Annotated in this window: 18 protein-coding genes; 17 read left to right on the plus strand and 1 reads right to left on the minus strand. The window is 38.6% G+C overall.

Annotated features, from left to right (window positions below; translation table 11 throughout):
• The first annotated feature begins 200 nt into the window (after positions 1-200).
• From hemW to deoC, 9 genes are all read left to right on the plus strand, one after another.
• Positions 201-1,343, plus strand: a complete 1,143-nt coding sequence (gene hemW / locus ABC255_RS07880; RefSeq protein WP_412998505.1) for a radical SAM family heme chaperone HemW — start codon at positions 201-203, stop codon at positions 1,341-1,343.
• Positions 1,344-1,467: 124 nt separating this feature from the next.
• Positions 1,468-2,499, plus strand: coding sequence for a heat-inducible transcriptional repressor HrcA (hrcA, locus tag ABC255_RS07885; RefSeq protein ID WP_412992574.1), 1,032 nt, complete (start codon positions 1,468-1,470; stop codon positions 2,497-2,499).
• A gap of 130 nt (positions 2,500-2,629) precedes the next feature.
• Positions 2,630-3,220, plus strand: coding sequence for a nucleotide exchange factor GrpE (gene grpE / locus ABC255_RS07890; protein WP_412992575.1), 591 nt, complete (start codon positions 2,630-2,632; stop codon positions 3,218-3,220).
• A gap of 33 nt (positions 3,221-3,253) precedes the next feature.
• Positions 3,254-5,086 (plus strand): molecular chaperone DnaK, encoded by a 1,833-nt coding sequence (dnaK, locus tag ABC255_RS07895; protein WP_412992577.1) that lies wholly within the window; start codon positions 3,254-3,256, stop codon positions 5,084-5,086.
• A 118-nt stretch (positions 5,087-5,204) separates the two neighbouring features.
• Complete coding sequence (dnaJ, locus tag ABC255_RS07900; RefSeq protein WP_335535116.1) at positions 5,205-6,335, plus strand: molecular chaperone DnaJ; 1,131 nt, start codon at positions 5,205-5,207, stop codon at positions 6,333-6,335.
• A 17-nt stretch (positions 6,336-6,352) separates the two neighbouring features.
• Positions 6,353-7,294, plus strand: a complete 942-nt coding sequence (prmA, locus tag ABC255_RS07905) for a 50S ribosomal protein L11 methyltransferase (RefSeq protein WP_412992580.1) — start codon at positions 6,353-6,355, stop codon at positions 7,292-7,294.
• Positions 7,295-7,398: 104 nt separating this feature from the next.
• Complete coding sequence (locus tag ABC255_RS07910; RefSeq protein WP_412992582.1) at positions 7,399-8,151, plus strand: 16S rRNA (uracil(1498)-N(3))-methyltransferase; 753 nt, start codon at positions 7,399-7,401, stop codon at positions 8,149-8,151.
• A 5-nt stretch (positions 8,152-8,156) separates the two neighbouring features.
• Complete coding sequence (gene mtaB, locus ABC255_RS07915; RefSeq protein ID WP_412992584.1) at positions 8,157-9,512, plus strand: tRNA (N(6)-L-threonylcarbamoyladenosine(37)-C(2))-methylthiotransferase MtaB; 1,356 nt, start codon at positions 8,157-8,159, stop codon at positions 9,510-9,512.
• Between the two features lie 96 nt (positions 9,513-9,608).
• The gene (gene deoC, locus ABC255_RS07920; RefSeq protein ID WP_412992586.1) at positions 9,609-10,283 is read left to right on the plus strand and encodes a deoxyribose-phosphate aldolase; all 675 of its coding nucleotides are present in this window, start codon (positions 9,609-9,611) and stop codon (positions 10,281-10,283) included.
• A 26-nt stretch (positions 10,284-10,309) separates the two neighbouring features.
• Here deoC and ABC255_RS07925 read toward each other — a convergent pair whose 3' ends face one another.
• Positions 10,310-11,242 carry a Na/Pi symporter gene (locus ABC255_RS07925; RefSeq protein ID WP_335535124.1) on the minus strand — a complete coding sequence of 311 codons (933 nt, stop codon included), beginning with the start codon at positions 11,240-11,242 and terminating at the stop codon, positions 10,310-10,312.
• A gap of 212 nt (positions 11,243-11,454) precedes the next feature.
• On the opposite strand from ABC255_RS07925, the gene rpsU reads away from it, so the two are divergent.
• The 8 genes from rpsU (at position 11,455) to ABC255_RS07965 (ending at position 16,874) form a co-directional block, all read left to right on the plus strand.
• Positions 11,455-11,628, plus strand: a complete 174-nt coding sequence (gene rpsU / locus ABC255_RS07930; RefSeq protein ID WP_075686208.1) for a 30S ribosomal protein S21 — start codon at positions 11,455-11,457, stop codon at positions 11,626-11,628.
• 15 nt (positions 11,629-11,643) lie between these two features.
• Positions 11,644-12,090, plus strand: coding sequence for a GatB/YqeY domain-containing protein (locus tag ABC255_RS07935; protein WP_335535125.1), 447 nt, complete (start codon positions 11,644-11,646; stop codon positions 12,088-12,090).
• A gap of 118 nt (positions 12,091-12,208) precedes the next feature.
• Positions 12,209-12,844: an NfeD family protein gene (locus ABC255_RS07940; RefSeq protein WP_412992589.1), complete on the plus strand. Its 636-nt coding sequence runs from the start codon at positions 12,209-12,211 to the stop codon at positions 12,842-12,844.
• 48 nt (positions 12,845-12,892) lie between these two features.
• Positions 12,893-13,858 (plus strand): flotillin-like protein FloA, encoded by a 966-nt coding sequence (gene floA, locus ABC255_RS07945; RefSeq protein ID WP_412998506.1) that lies wholly within the window; start codon positions 12,893-12,895, stop codon positions 13,856-13,858.
• 36 nt (positions 13,859-13,894) lie between these two features.
• A complete protein-coding gene (locus tag ABC255_RS07950) occupies positions 13,895-14,320 on the plus strand; it encodes a hypothetical protein (protein ID WP_412992591.1) in 426 nt (141 codons plus the stop codon).
• A 96-nt stretch (positions 14,321-14,416) separates the two neighbouring features.
• Complete coding sequence (gene yqfC, locus ABC255_RS07955; RefSeq protein ID WP_179596877.1) at positions 14,417-14,719, plus strand: sporulation protein YqfC; 303 nt, start codon at positions 14,417-14,419, stop codon at positions 14,717-14,719.
• Entirely contained in the window at positions 14,716-15,909 is a 1,194-nt protein-coding gene (gene yqfD, locus ABC255_RS07960) for a sporulation protein YqfD (RefSeq protein ID WP_412992593.1), read from the plus strand. Before yqfC ends, yqfD begins: the two co-directional genes overlap by 4 nt.
• Positions 15,906-16,874 carry a PhoH family protein gene (locus ABC255_RS07965; RefSeq protein WP_412992595.1) on the plus strand — a complete coding sequence of 323 codons (969 nt, stop codon included), beginning with the start codon at positions 15,906-15,908 and terminating at the stop codon, positions 16,872-16,874. Before yqfD ends, ABC255_RS07965 begins: the two co-directional genes overlap by 4 nt.
• Positions 16,875-17,022: the final 148 nt, after the last annotated feature.

Genomic DNA, 17,022 nt, shown 5'->3' on the forward strand with positions numbered 1-17,022 from the left:
CGGGAGGTTTGGGATTGTCTATTATATAGGCGAAGTCCAGCCTCTTTTTGTTATTTAAGATGTTTAGCTGCAGCGCCTAGGGGCTCGGGGTCATAAGCCAATCCGCCAGAAAGGTTAAAGAACAACCTTCCCGCCGGCCCGTCTTATGCCTGTCGCCCCTGGACAAGGCGCTTCCGCTTTTCCAGGAGGATGAAAGTATGATGATTAAAGCTGCTTATCTCCATATCCCCTTTTGTGAGCATATTTGCCATTATTGTGATTTTAATAAGGTTTTTCTAAAGGGGCAGCCGGTTGATGAATATCTACAGGCACTTGAGCAGGAAATGATTTTAACATTACAAAAATACCCAGCGAAACAGCTGGAGACCATTTTTGTGGGTGGCGGGACACCGACCTCCCTAAATGAAAAGCAGCTTGAAACGTTTTGCGGAGGAATTACCAGGAACTTACCAATGGGCAGTAATCTTGAATTTACCTTCGAAGCAAATCCAGGTGATTTAACAATTGAAAAGTTACAAATATTAAAAGATGCAGGTGTGAACCGGCTTAGTCTTGGTGTTCAAACCTTTAATGATGAACTATTAAAGAAAATTGGTCGTGTCCATCGTGCAAAAGATGTTTACCAAACAGTAGAGAATGCAAAGTCTGTTGGCTTCAAAAATATAAGCATTGACTTAATCTTCAGCCTTCCGACCCAAACCATTACTGACTTTAAAGAGTCATTGACTCAAGCCTTTACACTAGACATTCAACATTATTCGGCCTATTCGTTAATTATTGAACCAAAGACAGTTTTTTACAATCTTATGCAAAAAGGCAAACTCCCTACACCCGGAGAGGACATGGAAGCAGCAATGTATGAACTGCTTATGGAGCAAATGGAAAAGCACGGATTTAATCAGTATGAAATTAGTAATTTTTCAAAGCCTGGTTATGAAAGCAAACATAACCTAACATACTGGAATAACGATTCCTATTATGGATTTGGGGCAGGTGCTCACAGCTATGTGAATGGCTGGAGACGCTCAAATGCAGGACCATTGAAAAAATATATGGAACTAATTAATAACGGGAACCTCCCTACCTTTCAGGAACACCAAACTACAAAAGCAGAACAAATAGAAGAAGAAATGTTTTTAGGCCTGCGAAAAACAGATGGAGTATCTATATCCCATTTCATTGAAAAATTTGAAATTGACCCACTAAAATTATTTGAAAATGAGATTTCTGATTTGATTGCAAAAAAATGGATAGAAGTTAAAGAAGATAATATATATTTAACAAAAACAGGGCGGTTGCTTGGAAATGAAGTTTTTCAATCATTTTTAGGAGTCACAAACTAAAGCTTAAGACACGTGACTTTGCAATTTCTTAGTATCAAATGATTGACACCATCCCCCTATTTTTGATAATTTATTAATAGAATTAGCACTCGACTTCAATGAGTGCTAACAGAGGTGATGAAAGGTGTTAACAGATCGTCAATTATTGATTCTTCAGGTTATTGTTGATGATTTTATTCGGTCTGCACAACCTGTCGGCTCAAGGAGTTTGTCGAAAAAGGATGAAATATCATTTAGTTCGGCGACTATTCGGAATGAAATGGCTGATCTTGAAGAACTAGGCTATATTGAAAAAACGCATACTTCTTCTGGTCGTGTTCCTTCTGAAAAAGGCTATCGGTATTATGTAGATCATTTGCTGTCGCCTCAGGTATTAAACAAGCAGGATATAACGATTATTCAATCAATCTTTGCTGAGAGGATTTTTGAGTTTGAGAAAATTATTCAAAAATCGGCAAAAATCTTATCTGAGTTAACCAATTATACTTCTATCGTTTTAGGTCCTGCGGCCAGCTTTAATAAACTTAAACGGATACAAATCATTCCTCTTAACAAGGAAAGTGCAGTAGCAATCTTTGTAACCGATTCGGGCCATGTTGAAAACCGAACATTTTATTTGCCTCCATCCGTGGATGCAAGTGATTTGGAAAAGACAGTCAATATTCTAAATGAGCGTTTGACTGGGGTAGCACTTGAAGATTTAAATGATAAAATCTACAAGGAAGTGGCAATGTTACTAAGGCAGCATATCCGTAATTATGATTTAATGATGCATACCATTGCTGATTCGCTAAAAATGCCGGTTAATGAAAAGCTCTTCTTTGGCGGAAAGACAAATATGTTAAGTCAGCCAGAGTTTCATGATATCAGTAAAATTCGTGATTTATTACAAATGATTGATCACGAAGAGTGGATTTACCCTTTAATCAAAAATGAATCTGCTGGTATTAATATAAAAATTGGCAGAGAAAACAACAACAGTGCAATGGAAAATTGCAGCCTCATTACTGCAACCTATTCCGTTGGAGCAGAAAGTTTAGGAACCATTGCCATTCTTGGACCAACTAGAATGGAGTACTCACGTGTAATAAGTTTACTGCAGTTTTTAAGCAAGGATTTAACCTCAGTGTTAACGAAACTGTATCAAAAATATTAGCAGTGGAAATATTGAGTAAGGGTGTAATACTGTGTATTACAACTTGGTGAAATCTTTGTTTTCACCCCCTTTAATCATGAAATTAACCATTACAATAAATGTTTAACAATCCTTTAAGGAGGTGAGTAAGTTGACAAAAGAAAAGAACAACACACTTAATGAGGAAGTTGAATCTGAAACAATTGAACAAGTAGAACTTACCAACGAGGAAGTTGAAACAGTTTTTGCTGAAGCAGAGGATTCCAAAGAAGATTCAACAAATATAGACTATGCTGCTGAAATTCAAAACCTCACCAGTAAATTAGAAGAAGCTGATAATCGTTACCTGCGTCTTCAAGCAGATTTTGATAACTTTCGCCGTCGCACTCGATTAGATATCGAAGCTGGTGAAAAATATAAAGCACAAAAGTTAGTGACGGAATTACTTCCGACTTTGGACAATTTCGAAAGAGCACTTCAAATAGAAGCAGACAATGAGCAAACCCGCTCCTTGCTTCAAGGAATGGAAATGGTTTATCGCAGTTTAATCGACGCCTTGAAAAAGGAAGGTCTTGAACCAATTGAAGCAGTTGGAAAAGAGTTTGATCCAAATTTCCACCAAGCAGTAATGCAGGGAGAAGATGAGAATTTTGGCTCCAATATCGTGAGTGCTGAATTCCAAAAAGGATACATGTTAAAGGATCGAGTAATCCGCCCATCAATGGTTAAGGTAAATCAATAAACCTACATATTAATACCTAGGAGGAAAAGGGAAATGAGTAAAATTATCGGTATTGACCTTGGTACAACAAACTCATGTGTTGCAGTTCTTGAAGGCGGCGAACCAAAGGTTATTCCAAATCCGGAAGGAAACCGCACAACCCCATCTGTTGTCGCTTTTAAAAACGGCGAACGTCAAGTAGGGGAAGTTGCAAAACGTCAAGCGATTACAAACATTAACACCCTAATGTCTATTAAACGTCATATGGGTACTGACTACAAAGTAGAAGTAGAGGGAAAGAATTATACTCCACAAGAGGTTTCAGCAATCATCCTTCAATATTTAAAATCCTATGCTGAAGATTATCTTGGTGAACCTGTAACAAAAGCTGTTATTACTGTACCAGCTTACTTTAATGACGCAGAGCGCCAAGCTACAAAAGATGCAGGTAGAATTGCTGGTTTAGAAGTTGAGCGTATCATTAATGAGCCAACTGCTGCTGCACTTGCATATGGTTTAGATAAAACAGATCAAGACCAAACCATTCTTGTTTACGATCTAGGCGGCGGTACATTCGACGTTTCTATCCTTGAACTAGGTGATGGCGTATTTGAAGTAAAATCAACTGCAGGTGATAACCGTCTTGGCGGAGATGACTTTGACCAAGTTATTATTGACTACTTAGTAGAGCAATTCAAAAAAGAAAATGGTATTGACCTTTCTCAAGATAAAATGGCATTACAGCGTTTAAAGGATGCTGCTGAAAAGGCGAAAAAGGATTTATCCGGAGTAGCTTCAACACAAATTTCTTTACCGTTTATTACTGCTGGCCAAGCTGGTCCACTTCACCTTGAAGTAACAATGACCAGAGCTAAGTTTGATGAGCTATCTGCTCACCTTGTTGAACGTACAATGGGACCAACTCGTCAAGCATTAAGTGATGCTGGTATATCACCATCACAGCTTGATAAGGTAATTCTTGTTGGAGGCTCAACTCGTATACCTGCTGTTCAAGAAGCAATTAAAAAAGCTACTGGACAGGAACCACATCGCGGTGTTAACCCGGATGAAGTTGTAGCGATGGGTGCAGCGGTCCAAGGTGGCGTTATCACTGGTGATGTTAAGGATGTAGTTTTACTTGACGTTACACCATTATCACTTGGTATCGAAACAATGGGCGGTGTATTTACAAAGTTAATCGACCGTAATACAACGATTCCAACATCAAAATCACAAGTATTCTCAACTGCAGCAGATAACCAAACAGCTGTTGATATCCATGTTCTTCAAGGTGAACGTCCAATGGCAAATCTAAATAAAACATTGGGCCGCTTCCAATTATCCGATATTCCACCAGCTCCACGTGGAATTCCACAAGTTGAAGTAACGTTTGATATCGATAAGAACGGTATCGTTAATGTACGTGCTAAAGATCTTGGCACAAATAAAGAGCAGCAAATTACAATTAAATCTTCAACTGGTCTTTCTGATGAAGAAATTCAAAAAATGGTTAGAGAAGCTGAGGAAAACGCTGAGGCTGACAAACAGCGTAAAGAAGAAGTGGAACTACGCAATGAAGCTGACCAATTAGTCTTTACTACTGAAAAAACATTAAAAGACTTAGAAGATAAGGTGGATGCTGCTGAAGTTGCAAAAGCAAATGAAGCAAAAGAAGCTTTAAAAACAGCGATTGAACAAAATGATCTTGCTGAAATCCGTGCTAAAAAAGACGCTTTACAAGAAATTGTTCAAGCGTTAACTGTTAAGCTTTATGAACAAGCTGCCCAGGCTGCTCAAGGAGCACAAGGTGCAGAAGGCGGAAACGCGGGCCCTAAAGATGACAACGTAGTGGATGCTGAATTTGAAGAAATCAAAGAAGAAAAATAAAATCTTTTTTAAACCTAAGAAAAAGTCAAAGTCAGCATCGGCTTTGATTTTTTCTTTGTAATTTATGTTTTTATTGTGTTAGAATAATCTTTATGTGACAGATTCGGGAGTGGTAATCATGAGTAAACGAGATTACTATGAGGTGCTTGGTGTTAGTAAAAGCGCTTCTAAGGATGAAATAAAAAAAGCATATCGGAAGCTCTCAAAACAATATCATCCAGATATTAACAAAGAGCCTGATGCTGCAGATAAATTTAAAGAACTCGCTGAAGCTTATGAGGTTTTAAGCGATGATCAGAAAAAGGCACATTATGATCAATTTGGTCATACTGATCCAAATCAAGGTTTTGGCGGCGGCGCTGATTTCGGTGGTGGTTTCGGCGGCTTTGAAGATATTTTTAATACCTTTTTTGGCGGCGGCGGCGGGTCACGCAGGCGCGATCCAAATGCCCCTAGACAAGGTGCAGACCTACAGTACACCATGACCATTTCTTTTGAAGAAGCTGCTTTCGGAAAAGAAACAGACATTGAAATACCGCGTGAAGAAACCTGCGGTACATGCAGTGGGTCTGGTGCAAAAAAGGGAACAAAGCCTGAAACATGTCAACATTGTCAAGGAACAGGACAGTTAAATGTTGAACAGAACACACCTTTCGGCAGAGTAGTTAATCGCCGTATTTGCCACCATTGTAACGGCACAGGTAAAGAAATTAAACATAAATGTTCAACCTGTGGCGGAACTGGTAAAGTGAAAAAACGGAAAAAAATTCATGTTAAGATCCCTGCAGGAATAGATGATGGTCAACAATTAAGAATCTCCGGACAAGGTGAGGCCGGTATTAACGGAGGCCCTTCAGGAGATTTATATATTGTTTTCCACGTTAGAGAACATGAGTTTTTTGAGAGAGATGGCGACGATGTTTATTGTGAAATGCCAATCACCTTTGTTCAAGCATCGCTTGGTGATGAAATCGAAGTCCCAACCTTGCATGGCAAAGTAAAAGTAAAGGTCCCATCTGGTACGCAGACAGGAACAAAATTCCGACTCAAGGGTAAGGGAATTCCAAATGTACGTGGATATGGAACCGGGGATCAGCACATAATTGTCCGCATTATTACTCCGACTAAGTTAACCGATAAACAAAAGCAACTTCTTCGTGAATTTGCTGAGCTTAGTGGAAATTCACCAATTGGTGAACATGAAGAAGGTTTCTTCTCAAAAGTAAAACGAGCCTTTAAAGGCGAGTAAGGATTGGAGTTGGTAGAATGAAGTGGTCTGAACTTAGTATTCACACTACAAACGAAGCGATTGAACCAATATCGCATATTTTACATGAGGCCGGTGCTAGCGGTGTAGTTATTGAAGATCCTTTTGAACTAACAAAGGAGAGGCAAGATCAGTTCGGGGAAATCTACCAACTCAATCCTGATGATTACCCTGAAGAAGGAGTTATCATTAAAGCGTATCTGCCTGTTAACAGCTTCTTAGGCGAAACGGTAGACGCGATTAAAGAATCGATTAATAACCTTATTATTCATAATATTGATATTGGAATAAATAAAGTGACCATTAGTGAAGTGAACGAGGAAGAATGGGCAACAGCATGGAAGAAATACTATCATCCTGTTAAAATTTCAGAAAAGTTTACGATTGTTCCTACTTGGGAGATATATACTCCAGTCAGCAGTGATGAATTGATTATTGAATTGGATCCAGGAATGGCCTTTGGAACTGGAACGCACCCAACCACGGTAATGTGTATTCAAGCTCTTGAAAGAACAGTTCAACCTGGTGACAGGGTAATTGATGTTGGAACGGGTTCTGGTGTGCTAAGTATTGCTGCAGCTATGCTCGGTGCAGAAGATGTTCGTGCCTATGATCTAGATGAAGTTGCTGTAACATCAGCGCGACTCAACATAAAGCTTAATAAAGTAAGAGAAAAGGTAACCACTTCGCAGAATAACCTTTTAGATTGCGTAGAAGAGAATTCAGCTGACGTGGTTGTGGCAAATATATTAGCTGAAGTTATTTTACGTTTTACAGATGATGTAGCACATGTTGTGAAACCTGGAGGAACTTTTATTGCCTCAGGAATTATTCAGCAGAAGAAAGATCAAGTAAAGGAAGGACTCATTCAGTCCGGCTTTGAAATCATCGAAACCATCTTAATGGAAGATTGGGTTGCGATTATTGCTAAAAGGGTATAATGCTGTAAAAAGGGGATAATACCCCTTTTTTCTATTTCTCTGCTTTTAATGTTACATTCATTGCAGTAAAATAAAGAGTAAAATGTTTTAGAGGGGTGCATCGTGTGCAACGGTACTTTGTTAAACAACGAGCAATTGAAAATCGTTTTGTGATTGATGGTGATGACCGTCATCATATTATTAAGGTAATGCGCATGGAAATTGGGGACAAAATCATTTGTGTTGATCCAGAAGGAAATGCTGCAGTTTGTGAAATTGCAAAAATTACCGATGAACAAGTCGTTGCAGACGTTGTACAATGGAAAGATGAGAAGTCGGAGCTTCCTATTTCAATTACGATTGCAAGCGGACTTCCAAAAGGGGACAAACTTGAATGGATTATTCAAAAAGGTACTGAACTTGGTGCCCACGAGTTTATTCCTTTTGCAGCACGTCGTTCTGTCGTAAAATGGGATGATAAAAAAGCCGGTAAAAAAGTAGAGAGATGGCAAAAAATCGCCAAAGAAGCTGCGGAACAATCCCATCGTGGAATTGTACCTGAAATTATAAGCCCGATGAATTTTAAAGCTTTGATAGAAAAAAGCAAAAATTTTCATTATAAATTAGTTGCTTTCGAGGAAGAAAGCAGAAGCGGTGAAACTTCTATTTTTTCAGCAACATTACAAAAAATGAAACCAGGGGAATCACTGCTCTTAGTTTTTGGTCCTGAGGGCGGGCTTGCAGAAGATGAGGTCCACCTTCTACAGAAAAATGATTTTACCCTATGCGGCTTAGGTCCGCGTATTTTAAGAACGGAAACGGCGCCCTTATATGCTCTAGCGGCGATTTCCTACCATTTTGAATTAATGAGGAGATGAATAAAATGCCAACAGTCGCTTTTCATACACTTGGATGTAAGGTGAATCATTATGAGACTGAAGCAATCTGGCAATTGTTCAAGCAAGAAGGCTATGATCGAGTTGATTTTGAATCAATTTCTGATGTCTATATTATTAATACTTGTACGGTAACAAATACTGGCGATAAAAAAAGCCGCCAAGTAATTAGACGGGCTGTCCGTAAAAATCCTGATGCCGTCATTTGTGTTACAGGATGTTATGCTCAAACATCACCTGCTGAGATTATGGCGATACCTGGTGTTGATATTGTAGTAGGAACCCAGGATCGGGTGAAAATGCTTGAATACATTGAACAGTTTAAAACAGAACGCCAGCCAATAAATGGTGTAGGCAATATTATGAAAAATCGTGTTTACGAAGAGCTTGATGTTCCTGCGTTTACGGATCGTACACGTGCTTCATTGAAAATCCAAGAGGGCTGTAATAACTTCTGTACCTTCTGTATTATCCCTTGGGCACGCGGGTTAATGAGATCCCGTGACCCAAAGGAGGTTATTCGTCAAGCACAGCAGCTTGTGGATGCAGGGTATAAAGAAATCGTATTAACCGGGATTCACACAGGCGGCTACGGTGAGGATATGAAGGATTACAATTTAGCCTTGCTGCTCCGTGATTTAGAAGCCCAAGTTAAAGGACTTGCAAGACTTCGGATTTCATCTATTGAAGCAAGTCAAATTACTGATGAAGTGATTGAGGTAATCAAACATTCAAATATTATCGTTCGTCATTTGCATATCCCAATTCAGTCCGGATCAAATACTGTATTAAAAAGAATGCGTCGTAAATATACAATGGAATTCTTTGGTGAAAGATTAGACCGTCTGAAAGAAGTACTTCCGGGTCTTGCTGTTACATCTGACGTTATTGTTGGCTTTCCTGGTGAAACAGAAGAAGAATTTATGGAAACATATAATTTTATTAAGGATCATAAGTTTTCAGAACTACATGTTTTCCCTTATTCAAAGCGTACTGGAACACCTGCAGCACGAATGGAAGACCAAGTTGATGAAGAGGATAAAAATAAACGTGTTCACCAGTTAATTACTCTCTCTGATCAGTTAGCGAAAGAATATTCTTCGAAATTTGAAGATGATGTATTAGAAATAATTCCAGAAGAAGAATTCAGCGATGGGTTATATGTAGGGTATACAGATAATTATCTAAAAGTAGTTTTCCCTGCAAAAGAAGAAATGATTGGTAAACTCGTTAAAGTGAAAATTACAAAAGCTGGTTATCCTTATAATGAAGGACAATTTGTCAAAATTGTTGAAGATGATATAAAAGCAGAAGTATTTACAAGAGAAGAAGCAGCAATGTAAGGACCTTGTTTGGTCCTTTTTTTTATTTTGATTTGGGTACTCTAATGTTAGTATCAAAATTTTATAAACTACAGAGTAGAAAAGGGGCAAGTGAAAATGGCTACTACCAATGTTGCTGCAATGATTGACCATACATTGTTAAAAGCGGATGCAACCCGCCAGCAAATCGAAACCCTATGCCAAGAGGCAATAGAACATAAATTTTTTTCAGTTTGTGTAAATCCAACTTGGGTAAGCACAGCTAGAGAGTTACTTAACGGAAGCGGCGTTAAGGTGTGCACGGTTATTGGATTCCCATTAGGCGCTACAACTCCGGAAACAAAAGCTTTTGAGACAAATAATTCGATAGAAAATGGCGCAGATGAAGTGGATATGGTTATCAACATCGGTGCTTTGAAAGATGAAAATGATCAGTTAGTAGAAAAAGATATTCGTGCAGTTGTTGAAGTTGCAAAAGGCAGAGCTTTAACAAAGGTTATAATCGAAACAAGCTTGCTTACAAGGGAAGAAAAAATTCGCGCCTGTGAGCTTGCTGTAAAGGCTGGTACAGACTTTGTAAAAACTTCAACAGGATTCTCAACTGGCGGTGCTACAGTTGAAGATATTAAGCTGATGAGGGAAACTGTTGGACCTAATATTGGAGTAAAAGCCTCTGGGGGAGTCCGTAATACCGAAGATACGGAAAAAATGATTCAAGCTGGAGCTACGAGAATTGGTGCAAGCGCGGGAGTAGCAATTCTAAAAGGATTAACATCTACTTCTGACTACTAAAAAAGACGGCCAAGGCCGTCTTTTAGTTATATATTTGTTTTTCCACCGTGTATCTTTAAAATCATTTCACCAAATTTAGTTGCAAATGGCAAAACCATTATCGATGAAACCACATTAAAAATTACACTAATGTGTGCTAACTGAATCATCTTTTCATCTGCTAATAAATGTGCATTTTCAGACAAATAAGGAATAAAGGGAGTAAAGATCAGAACGCCGGCCACATTCAGCCAAACATGAGCAAATGCCGCCAATCTTGATTCTTTCCCACCTCCAATCGAAGCGATTAGTGCTGTGATACATGTCCCAATATTGGCCCCAAATACGATTGCAATCCCGGCATCAAGATGAAGTAGACCTGCAGTTAAAAAACCCATAGTGATACCTGTCATAGCTGTACTTGATTGAATAATTGCCGTAATAAATGCTCCAGTTATAATACTTAGTAAAATATTGTCATTAATAGAGAGGATAAAATTATTGATAAATGGGAGTCCGGTCAATGGCTTAGCTAAAAGTTCAAAGCCTTTCATTGCTGTAAATACTGAGGCGATTCCAAAGGTGACCATTCCGATACTTCTAACTTTAATTGATTTAAAAAAGGTAAGTAATGCTCCAATAATAGCGAGTGGTACTAAAACTTTATCAAGATTGAAGGTTATCAGTTCCGTTTTAAATGTGGTTCCGATATTTGTTCCTAGGATAATTCCGATGGATTGAGGAAAAGTCATGATCTTTGCTGAAATTAATCCAATTGTGATAACCATTACTGCCGAACTGCTCTGTAATAATGCAGTAACAAAGGTGCCTGTCACCATACCTTTTAGTGGTGTACTTGTAAGTTTGGTCAGCCATCCTTTTAATTTATTCCCTGACAAATTAAATAATCCGAATCTTATTATGGTCATGCCAAAGATAAATAATAAGATAAATAATATAAATAATAGTATGTAAAGCATGTCTTCACCCCTCTCTTAATTGTATGCCTGAGGGAGTGGGACATGTCAGGTTTATGGTGGGTTGTTCAAAAAATTGTGGATATATGAATAAAAATATCAAAAGCTTGTTTCAACTCTAGAAATACAGTTGACCTTGTTTCTAGGATATATTATAATTGCAAGGTACATGGATTGAATGTAAGTGTGTTGTGTTTCGGAGGGAGGGAAAGAGAATGTCTAAAACCGTCGTTAAGAAAAACGAATCGCTTGAAGATGCTCTTCGTCGCTTCAAACGTACAGTATCAAAAACTGGTACTTTGCAAGAGGCAAGAAAGCGCGAATTCTACGAAAAGCCAAGTGTAAAGCGTAAGAAAAAGTCTGAAGCAGCAAGAAAACGTAAGTTCTAAGAGAGGGTGTAATTTATGAGTCTTCTCGAGCGTTTAAATAGTGACATGAAACAAGCGATGAAAAATAAGGAAAAAGACAAACTCACAACGATTCGGATGGTAAAAGCTTCATTGCAAAATGAAGCGATTAAGCTTGGAACAAAAGAGCTTTCTGAAGAAGTAGAGTTAACTATCCTTTCTCGCGAAGTGAAGCAACGCAAAGAATCCCTCCATGAATTTGATAAAGCAGGTCGTCAAGACCTTGTTGATAAATTGCGTGCAGAGTTGGCTATCGTCGAACTGTATTTACCGAAGCAGCTTTCCGAAGAAGAGTTGTCAGAAATTGTTAAAGAAACAGTCTCTGAAGTCGGTGCAAAATCAAAAGCGGATATGGGAAAAGTGATGGCTGCCATTATGCCTAAAGTAAAGGGTAAAGCAGACGGGTCACTTGTAAATAAATACGTACAACAACACCTTTCATAATTATTCTGACAACCAAAGCCGCAAGCGTTTAGCTTGCGGTTTTTCAATGTTTTGGATAATTTGAAACTTATTTGGCAATAGAACGTATACATAGTGTCGACATGAAGGGAGGGTAATTATGGTTGAGTTTCTAACAAACCCAATCGTTGTAACACTGCTATTAACAATTGCAGGGACCGCTATTGTCTATGAGTTGTTTTCATCAAAGTTTGGAATATCAGGATTCATAGGTTTATTTGCACTACTTCTTTTCTTTTACGGACATTTCCAGGCAGGTCTTGCCGGTTTTGGAACCATTATGTTGTTTGCGGTTGGAATCATGCTGATTTTTTTAGAATTTTTTCTTCCAGGAGCTATTTCGGGCACACTTGGTTTGGCTGCTTTAATTGCAAGTCTGTTTCTTGCCGGAGAAAATCCATTGAATATGGGAATCTCTATTTTCATTGCAATTTGTATTTCGATTGCTGTCCTATTTTTTATGATCAAGGTCATGCGCAAAAAAGTGGTTTTATTTAATCGAATGATTCTGTTTGATACAGCTAAAAAAGAAGATGGCTATGTCTCTAACGTAAATCGTACAGATTTATTAGGCAAAGAAGGTATTGCATTGACAGTCTTAAGACCTTCTGGAACAGCAGTTTTTAATAATGAGAGAATCGATGTTGTAAGTGAAGGCGATTTCATTGATCAAAATGCTAAAATCACTGTAATAAAGGTTGAAGGTGTACGTATCGTAGTTAGAAAAATAAACTAGTCTTTAGAGGAGGTAAGTGCGGTGGAATTAACGAGTGGAAGTTTATTTATGATTGGAATTATAATTGTTGCGCTAATTTTTCTTGGGATACTATTGTCATTTGTTCCGGTTATGCTTTGGGTATCTGCCCTTGCTGCAGGGGTTCGAATCAGTATATTTACATTAGTAGGGATGAGACTTAGACGGGTTACACCGAGCCGGGTTGTAAATCCGCTTATTAAGGCACATAAGGCGGGACTAAATGTTACAACCAATCAGCTCGAAAGTCACTACCTAGCAGGCGGGAATGTGGATAGAGTGGTAAATGCTTTAATCGCTGCACATCGTGCAAATATTGAGTTATCATTCGAACGTTGTGCAGCAATTGACCTTGCAGGACGTGACGTCTTAGAAGCTGTGCAAATGAGTGTAAATCCAAAAGTAATCGAAACCCCATTCATCGCAGGTGTTGCTATGAATGGAATTGAAGTAAAAGCAAAAGCAAGAATTACCGTTCGGGCTAATATCGACCGACTTGTCGGAGGTGCGGGTGAAGATACTGTAGTAGCTCGTGTAGGTGAAGGGGTTATATCCACGATTGGTTCCTCACTTGACCATAGTAAAGTACTAGAGAGCCCTGAACTGATTTCACAAACAGTCTTAGCTAAAGGATTAGATTCTGGTACAGCTTTTGAAATTCTATCGATTGATATTGCCGATGTTGATTTAGGCAGAAACATCGGTGCTGAGCTGCAAACAGAGCAGGCGGAAGCCGATAAGAAAATTGCCCAGGCAAAAGCAGAAGAGCGCAGGGCGATGGCTGTAGCTACAGAGCAGGAAATGAAGGCAAGAGTAGAAGAAATGAGAGCAAAGGTTGTCGAGGCGGAGGCAGAAGTGCCGCTTGCTATGTCAGAAGCATTAAAATCGGGTAACATCAGTGTCATGGAATATATGAATTATAAAAATATTTCTGCTGATACCGATATGCGCGGATCTATCGGCAAGATGACAGGTGATAAAAAAGACGACCGCTAAACCGCCGATTGATTTTGATCAGAAGGAGGGTGGGGCATGGAAACAATATTATTTTTGATTATCGCAGGAATTCTCTCATCGATTTTCGGAAAGGCAAAGGGTAAGAGTAATCCTGGACGAACAAAGCCTTTTACTGCAAAAGGGTTTACTGATATTCGCACCCAAGTTGAACAACAAATGAGGAATAAGCCGGGAAAACCTGGTCAAATCTCTGTGGGTCAGCCTGCAAGAGCAGATACTATTTTGCAAAGTATAGAGGGGAAAAATCTAGAAATAAAGCAAAAGCCAGTTGTTCCAATAAAACAACTGGAGCAGCCGGGTGAACCCACTTTGTTAAAAGTTGATTCTGAGGATGTTTCACTTGAAAAACCTGATGGAAAAACGATTATTAATGGGATTATTTGGGCGGAAATTCTAGGTGAACCACGGGCCAAAAAGCCATATATTTCGAGAAACCGCTAAATGGATAATTTCAAAATCCCCCTGGTATAAAAAGAAAAAGAAGTGCTAGAACCCCCTTTCATTTCATAATATGAGATGAAAGGGGGTTCTTTTTTTATGGCAAAAAAATGGGGCCTGCGTGTCCGGAACTGGATGGCACAAAAAATGGATCTTCCTCAAGATGTCATGATGGATTTACCGCGAATCACAATGATTGGGCAAATCCATATTTACATCGAGAATCATAGAGGGTTGATCACCTTTACTGATAAAGAATTACGGCTGTTGTTAAAGCAGGGCCAATTACAAATAAGAGGAAAGTCTTTCGTAATAAAAACTATTTTACCTGAAGAAATTTTGCTTGAAGGAAAAATTGATCAGGTCCTATATATAAATGAAAATCCAGGAGGAACAAAATGAAAAACCAATGGATCGAATTCATATCTGGCAAAGTAACCGTTAAAGTATCAGGAAAAGGCATAGAAAGATTCATAAATGTCTTAATCAGAAACGGTCTGATTGTATGGAATGTAAAACGACATGGGACTGAAACAATAACCTTCACAATGAGGCTTCAGGATGCATTAAAAATTCGGCGTTATGCAAGAGAAAGAGATTGCTCAATTACATTTTTAAAAAGGGCAGGTATGCCTTTTTTATTTAAACGATTATTGAAAAATAGTGGTTTTGCCGGCGGAGCTCTGCTCTTTTTGTTATTAATTATGTTTTTATCAAATGTCATTTGGGGAATTGAAATAAAAGGAGCAAAGCCAGCGACAGAGTATCAGATTCGCAAAGAATTGGACAAGATGGGCGTGAAAATAGGAAAAGTCCAATTTTTTGTGGATAACGTGGAAGGGATTCAAAGGAAATTGACTAATAAAGTTGGTAACCTTACTTGGGTAGGTGTGGAATTAAAGGGGACAACCTACCATCTTCAAGTGGTTGAGAAGAAAGAACCTGAAAAGCCAGAACAACTTGCACCACGTAATCTGGTTGCAAAAAAGAAAGCTGTTATTGAATCTATGTATGTTGAAACAGGACAAAAAAAGGTCGATATACATGATCATGTAGAGGCTGGGCAATTGCTAGTATCCGGAGTAATTGGAAAAGAAGGGCAAACACAGCAAGTTGCAGCTGTTGGAGAGGTTTGGGGGGAAACGTGGTACAGGAGCCATGTTGAATTGCCGTTAAAAACCAAATTCTTTGTATTCAATGGTCAGGAGAAAGAAAAATTATCATTAATCTTAGGGAAGCTAGAAATCCCTATTTGGGGTTTTGGCGAACCAGATTTCCAGGAATACGAATCGGACAGGGATGTGAGCAAAATCCATTTCCTAAAATGGGAGTTGCCCATTTCCATTGGAAATGAAACATTGAGAGCACGTGAAGAGACAACCCGTATTTATACAGAAAAAGAAGCTGAAAAAAATGCACTTGAATTAGCAAAAGATAAAATAAAAAGTGTGTTGGATGAAGAAGCTATCATTAAAGACCAAAAAATTTTACACAAAGAGTTCGTAAATGGTAAAGTTATCCTAGATATCCATTTTAAGATAATCGAAAATATAGCGGTTGGACAACCAATACCTAAGGAGACTACTGAATGACAGTTAACTTAAAAACAATAAAAGTACAACTTGAAAATCCAACAGAAGCGATAGCTCTCTTAGGCAACGCGGATTCAAATTTAAAAATAATTGAAGAAGAACTACAAGTATCCATCGTCACACGCGGCGAGTCAGTTAGCTTATCTGGTGATGAGGAAAGAGTAGTAATTGCCAGTCAAATTCTTGATAAGCTTATTTTTGTTATTAGAAAGGGTGTAACCATTAGCCAAAGAGATGTCTTGTCAGCAATCCAAATGGCGCAAAAAGGTACACTGGATTACTTTGATAATCTCTATGACGAGGAAATTGCTAAGAATGTAAAAGGAAAGGTTATTCGAATCAAGACGCTTGGACAAAGACAATATGTAATGGCCATAAGGCAAAATGATCTTGTATTTGGGATTGGTCCTGCAGGAACAGGGAAAACATATTTAGCCGTCGTAATGGCGGTCAATGCGTTGAAGAATGGGCAAGTCAATAAGATCATTTTAACAAGGCCAGCAGTGGAGGCGGGAGAAAGCCTTGGATTTTTACCAGGTGACTTAAAAGAAAAGGTTGATCCCTATTTACGCCCCTTATATGACGCGCTGAATGACATTCTTGGTGCTGAACATACACAAAGATTAATTGAACGTGGAACAATTGAAATTGCTCCACTAGCCTATATGAGGGGGCGGACATTAGATGATGCCTTTGTCATTTTAGATGAAGCCCAAAATACCACCCATGCCCAAATGAAGATGTTTTTAACACGTCTTGGTTTTGGTTCAAAAATGGTCATTACTGGTGACCAAACACAAATAGATTTACCAAAAGGGGCTAAGTCTGGATTAATCGCTGCCGAGAAAATCTTGTTGGGGGTCAATGGTATTTCATTTGTTTTCTTAGAACAAAGCGACGTGGTTCGTCATCCTCTAGTAGGAAGAATTATTGAAGCTTATGAAAAGAAACCACTGCAAAGTTAAAGTGTTGAATGGAGGGATAAACCTATTTAGGGTTTATCCCTTTTGCCATATAATCATAACAATTGCCATGGGAAAATGGCTCATATTTTATTAGAGGATGAAACTTAAGGGAAAAACTGTTATCATTTTACATAAAGCGTAATCACAT

The organism is Neobacillus canaveralius (genome assembly GCF_047237705.1).
In the GTDB taxonomy this organism is placed as follows: domain Bacteria; phylum Bacillota; class Bacilli; order Bacillales; family Cytobacillaceae; genus Neobacillus; species Neobacillus niacini_K.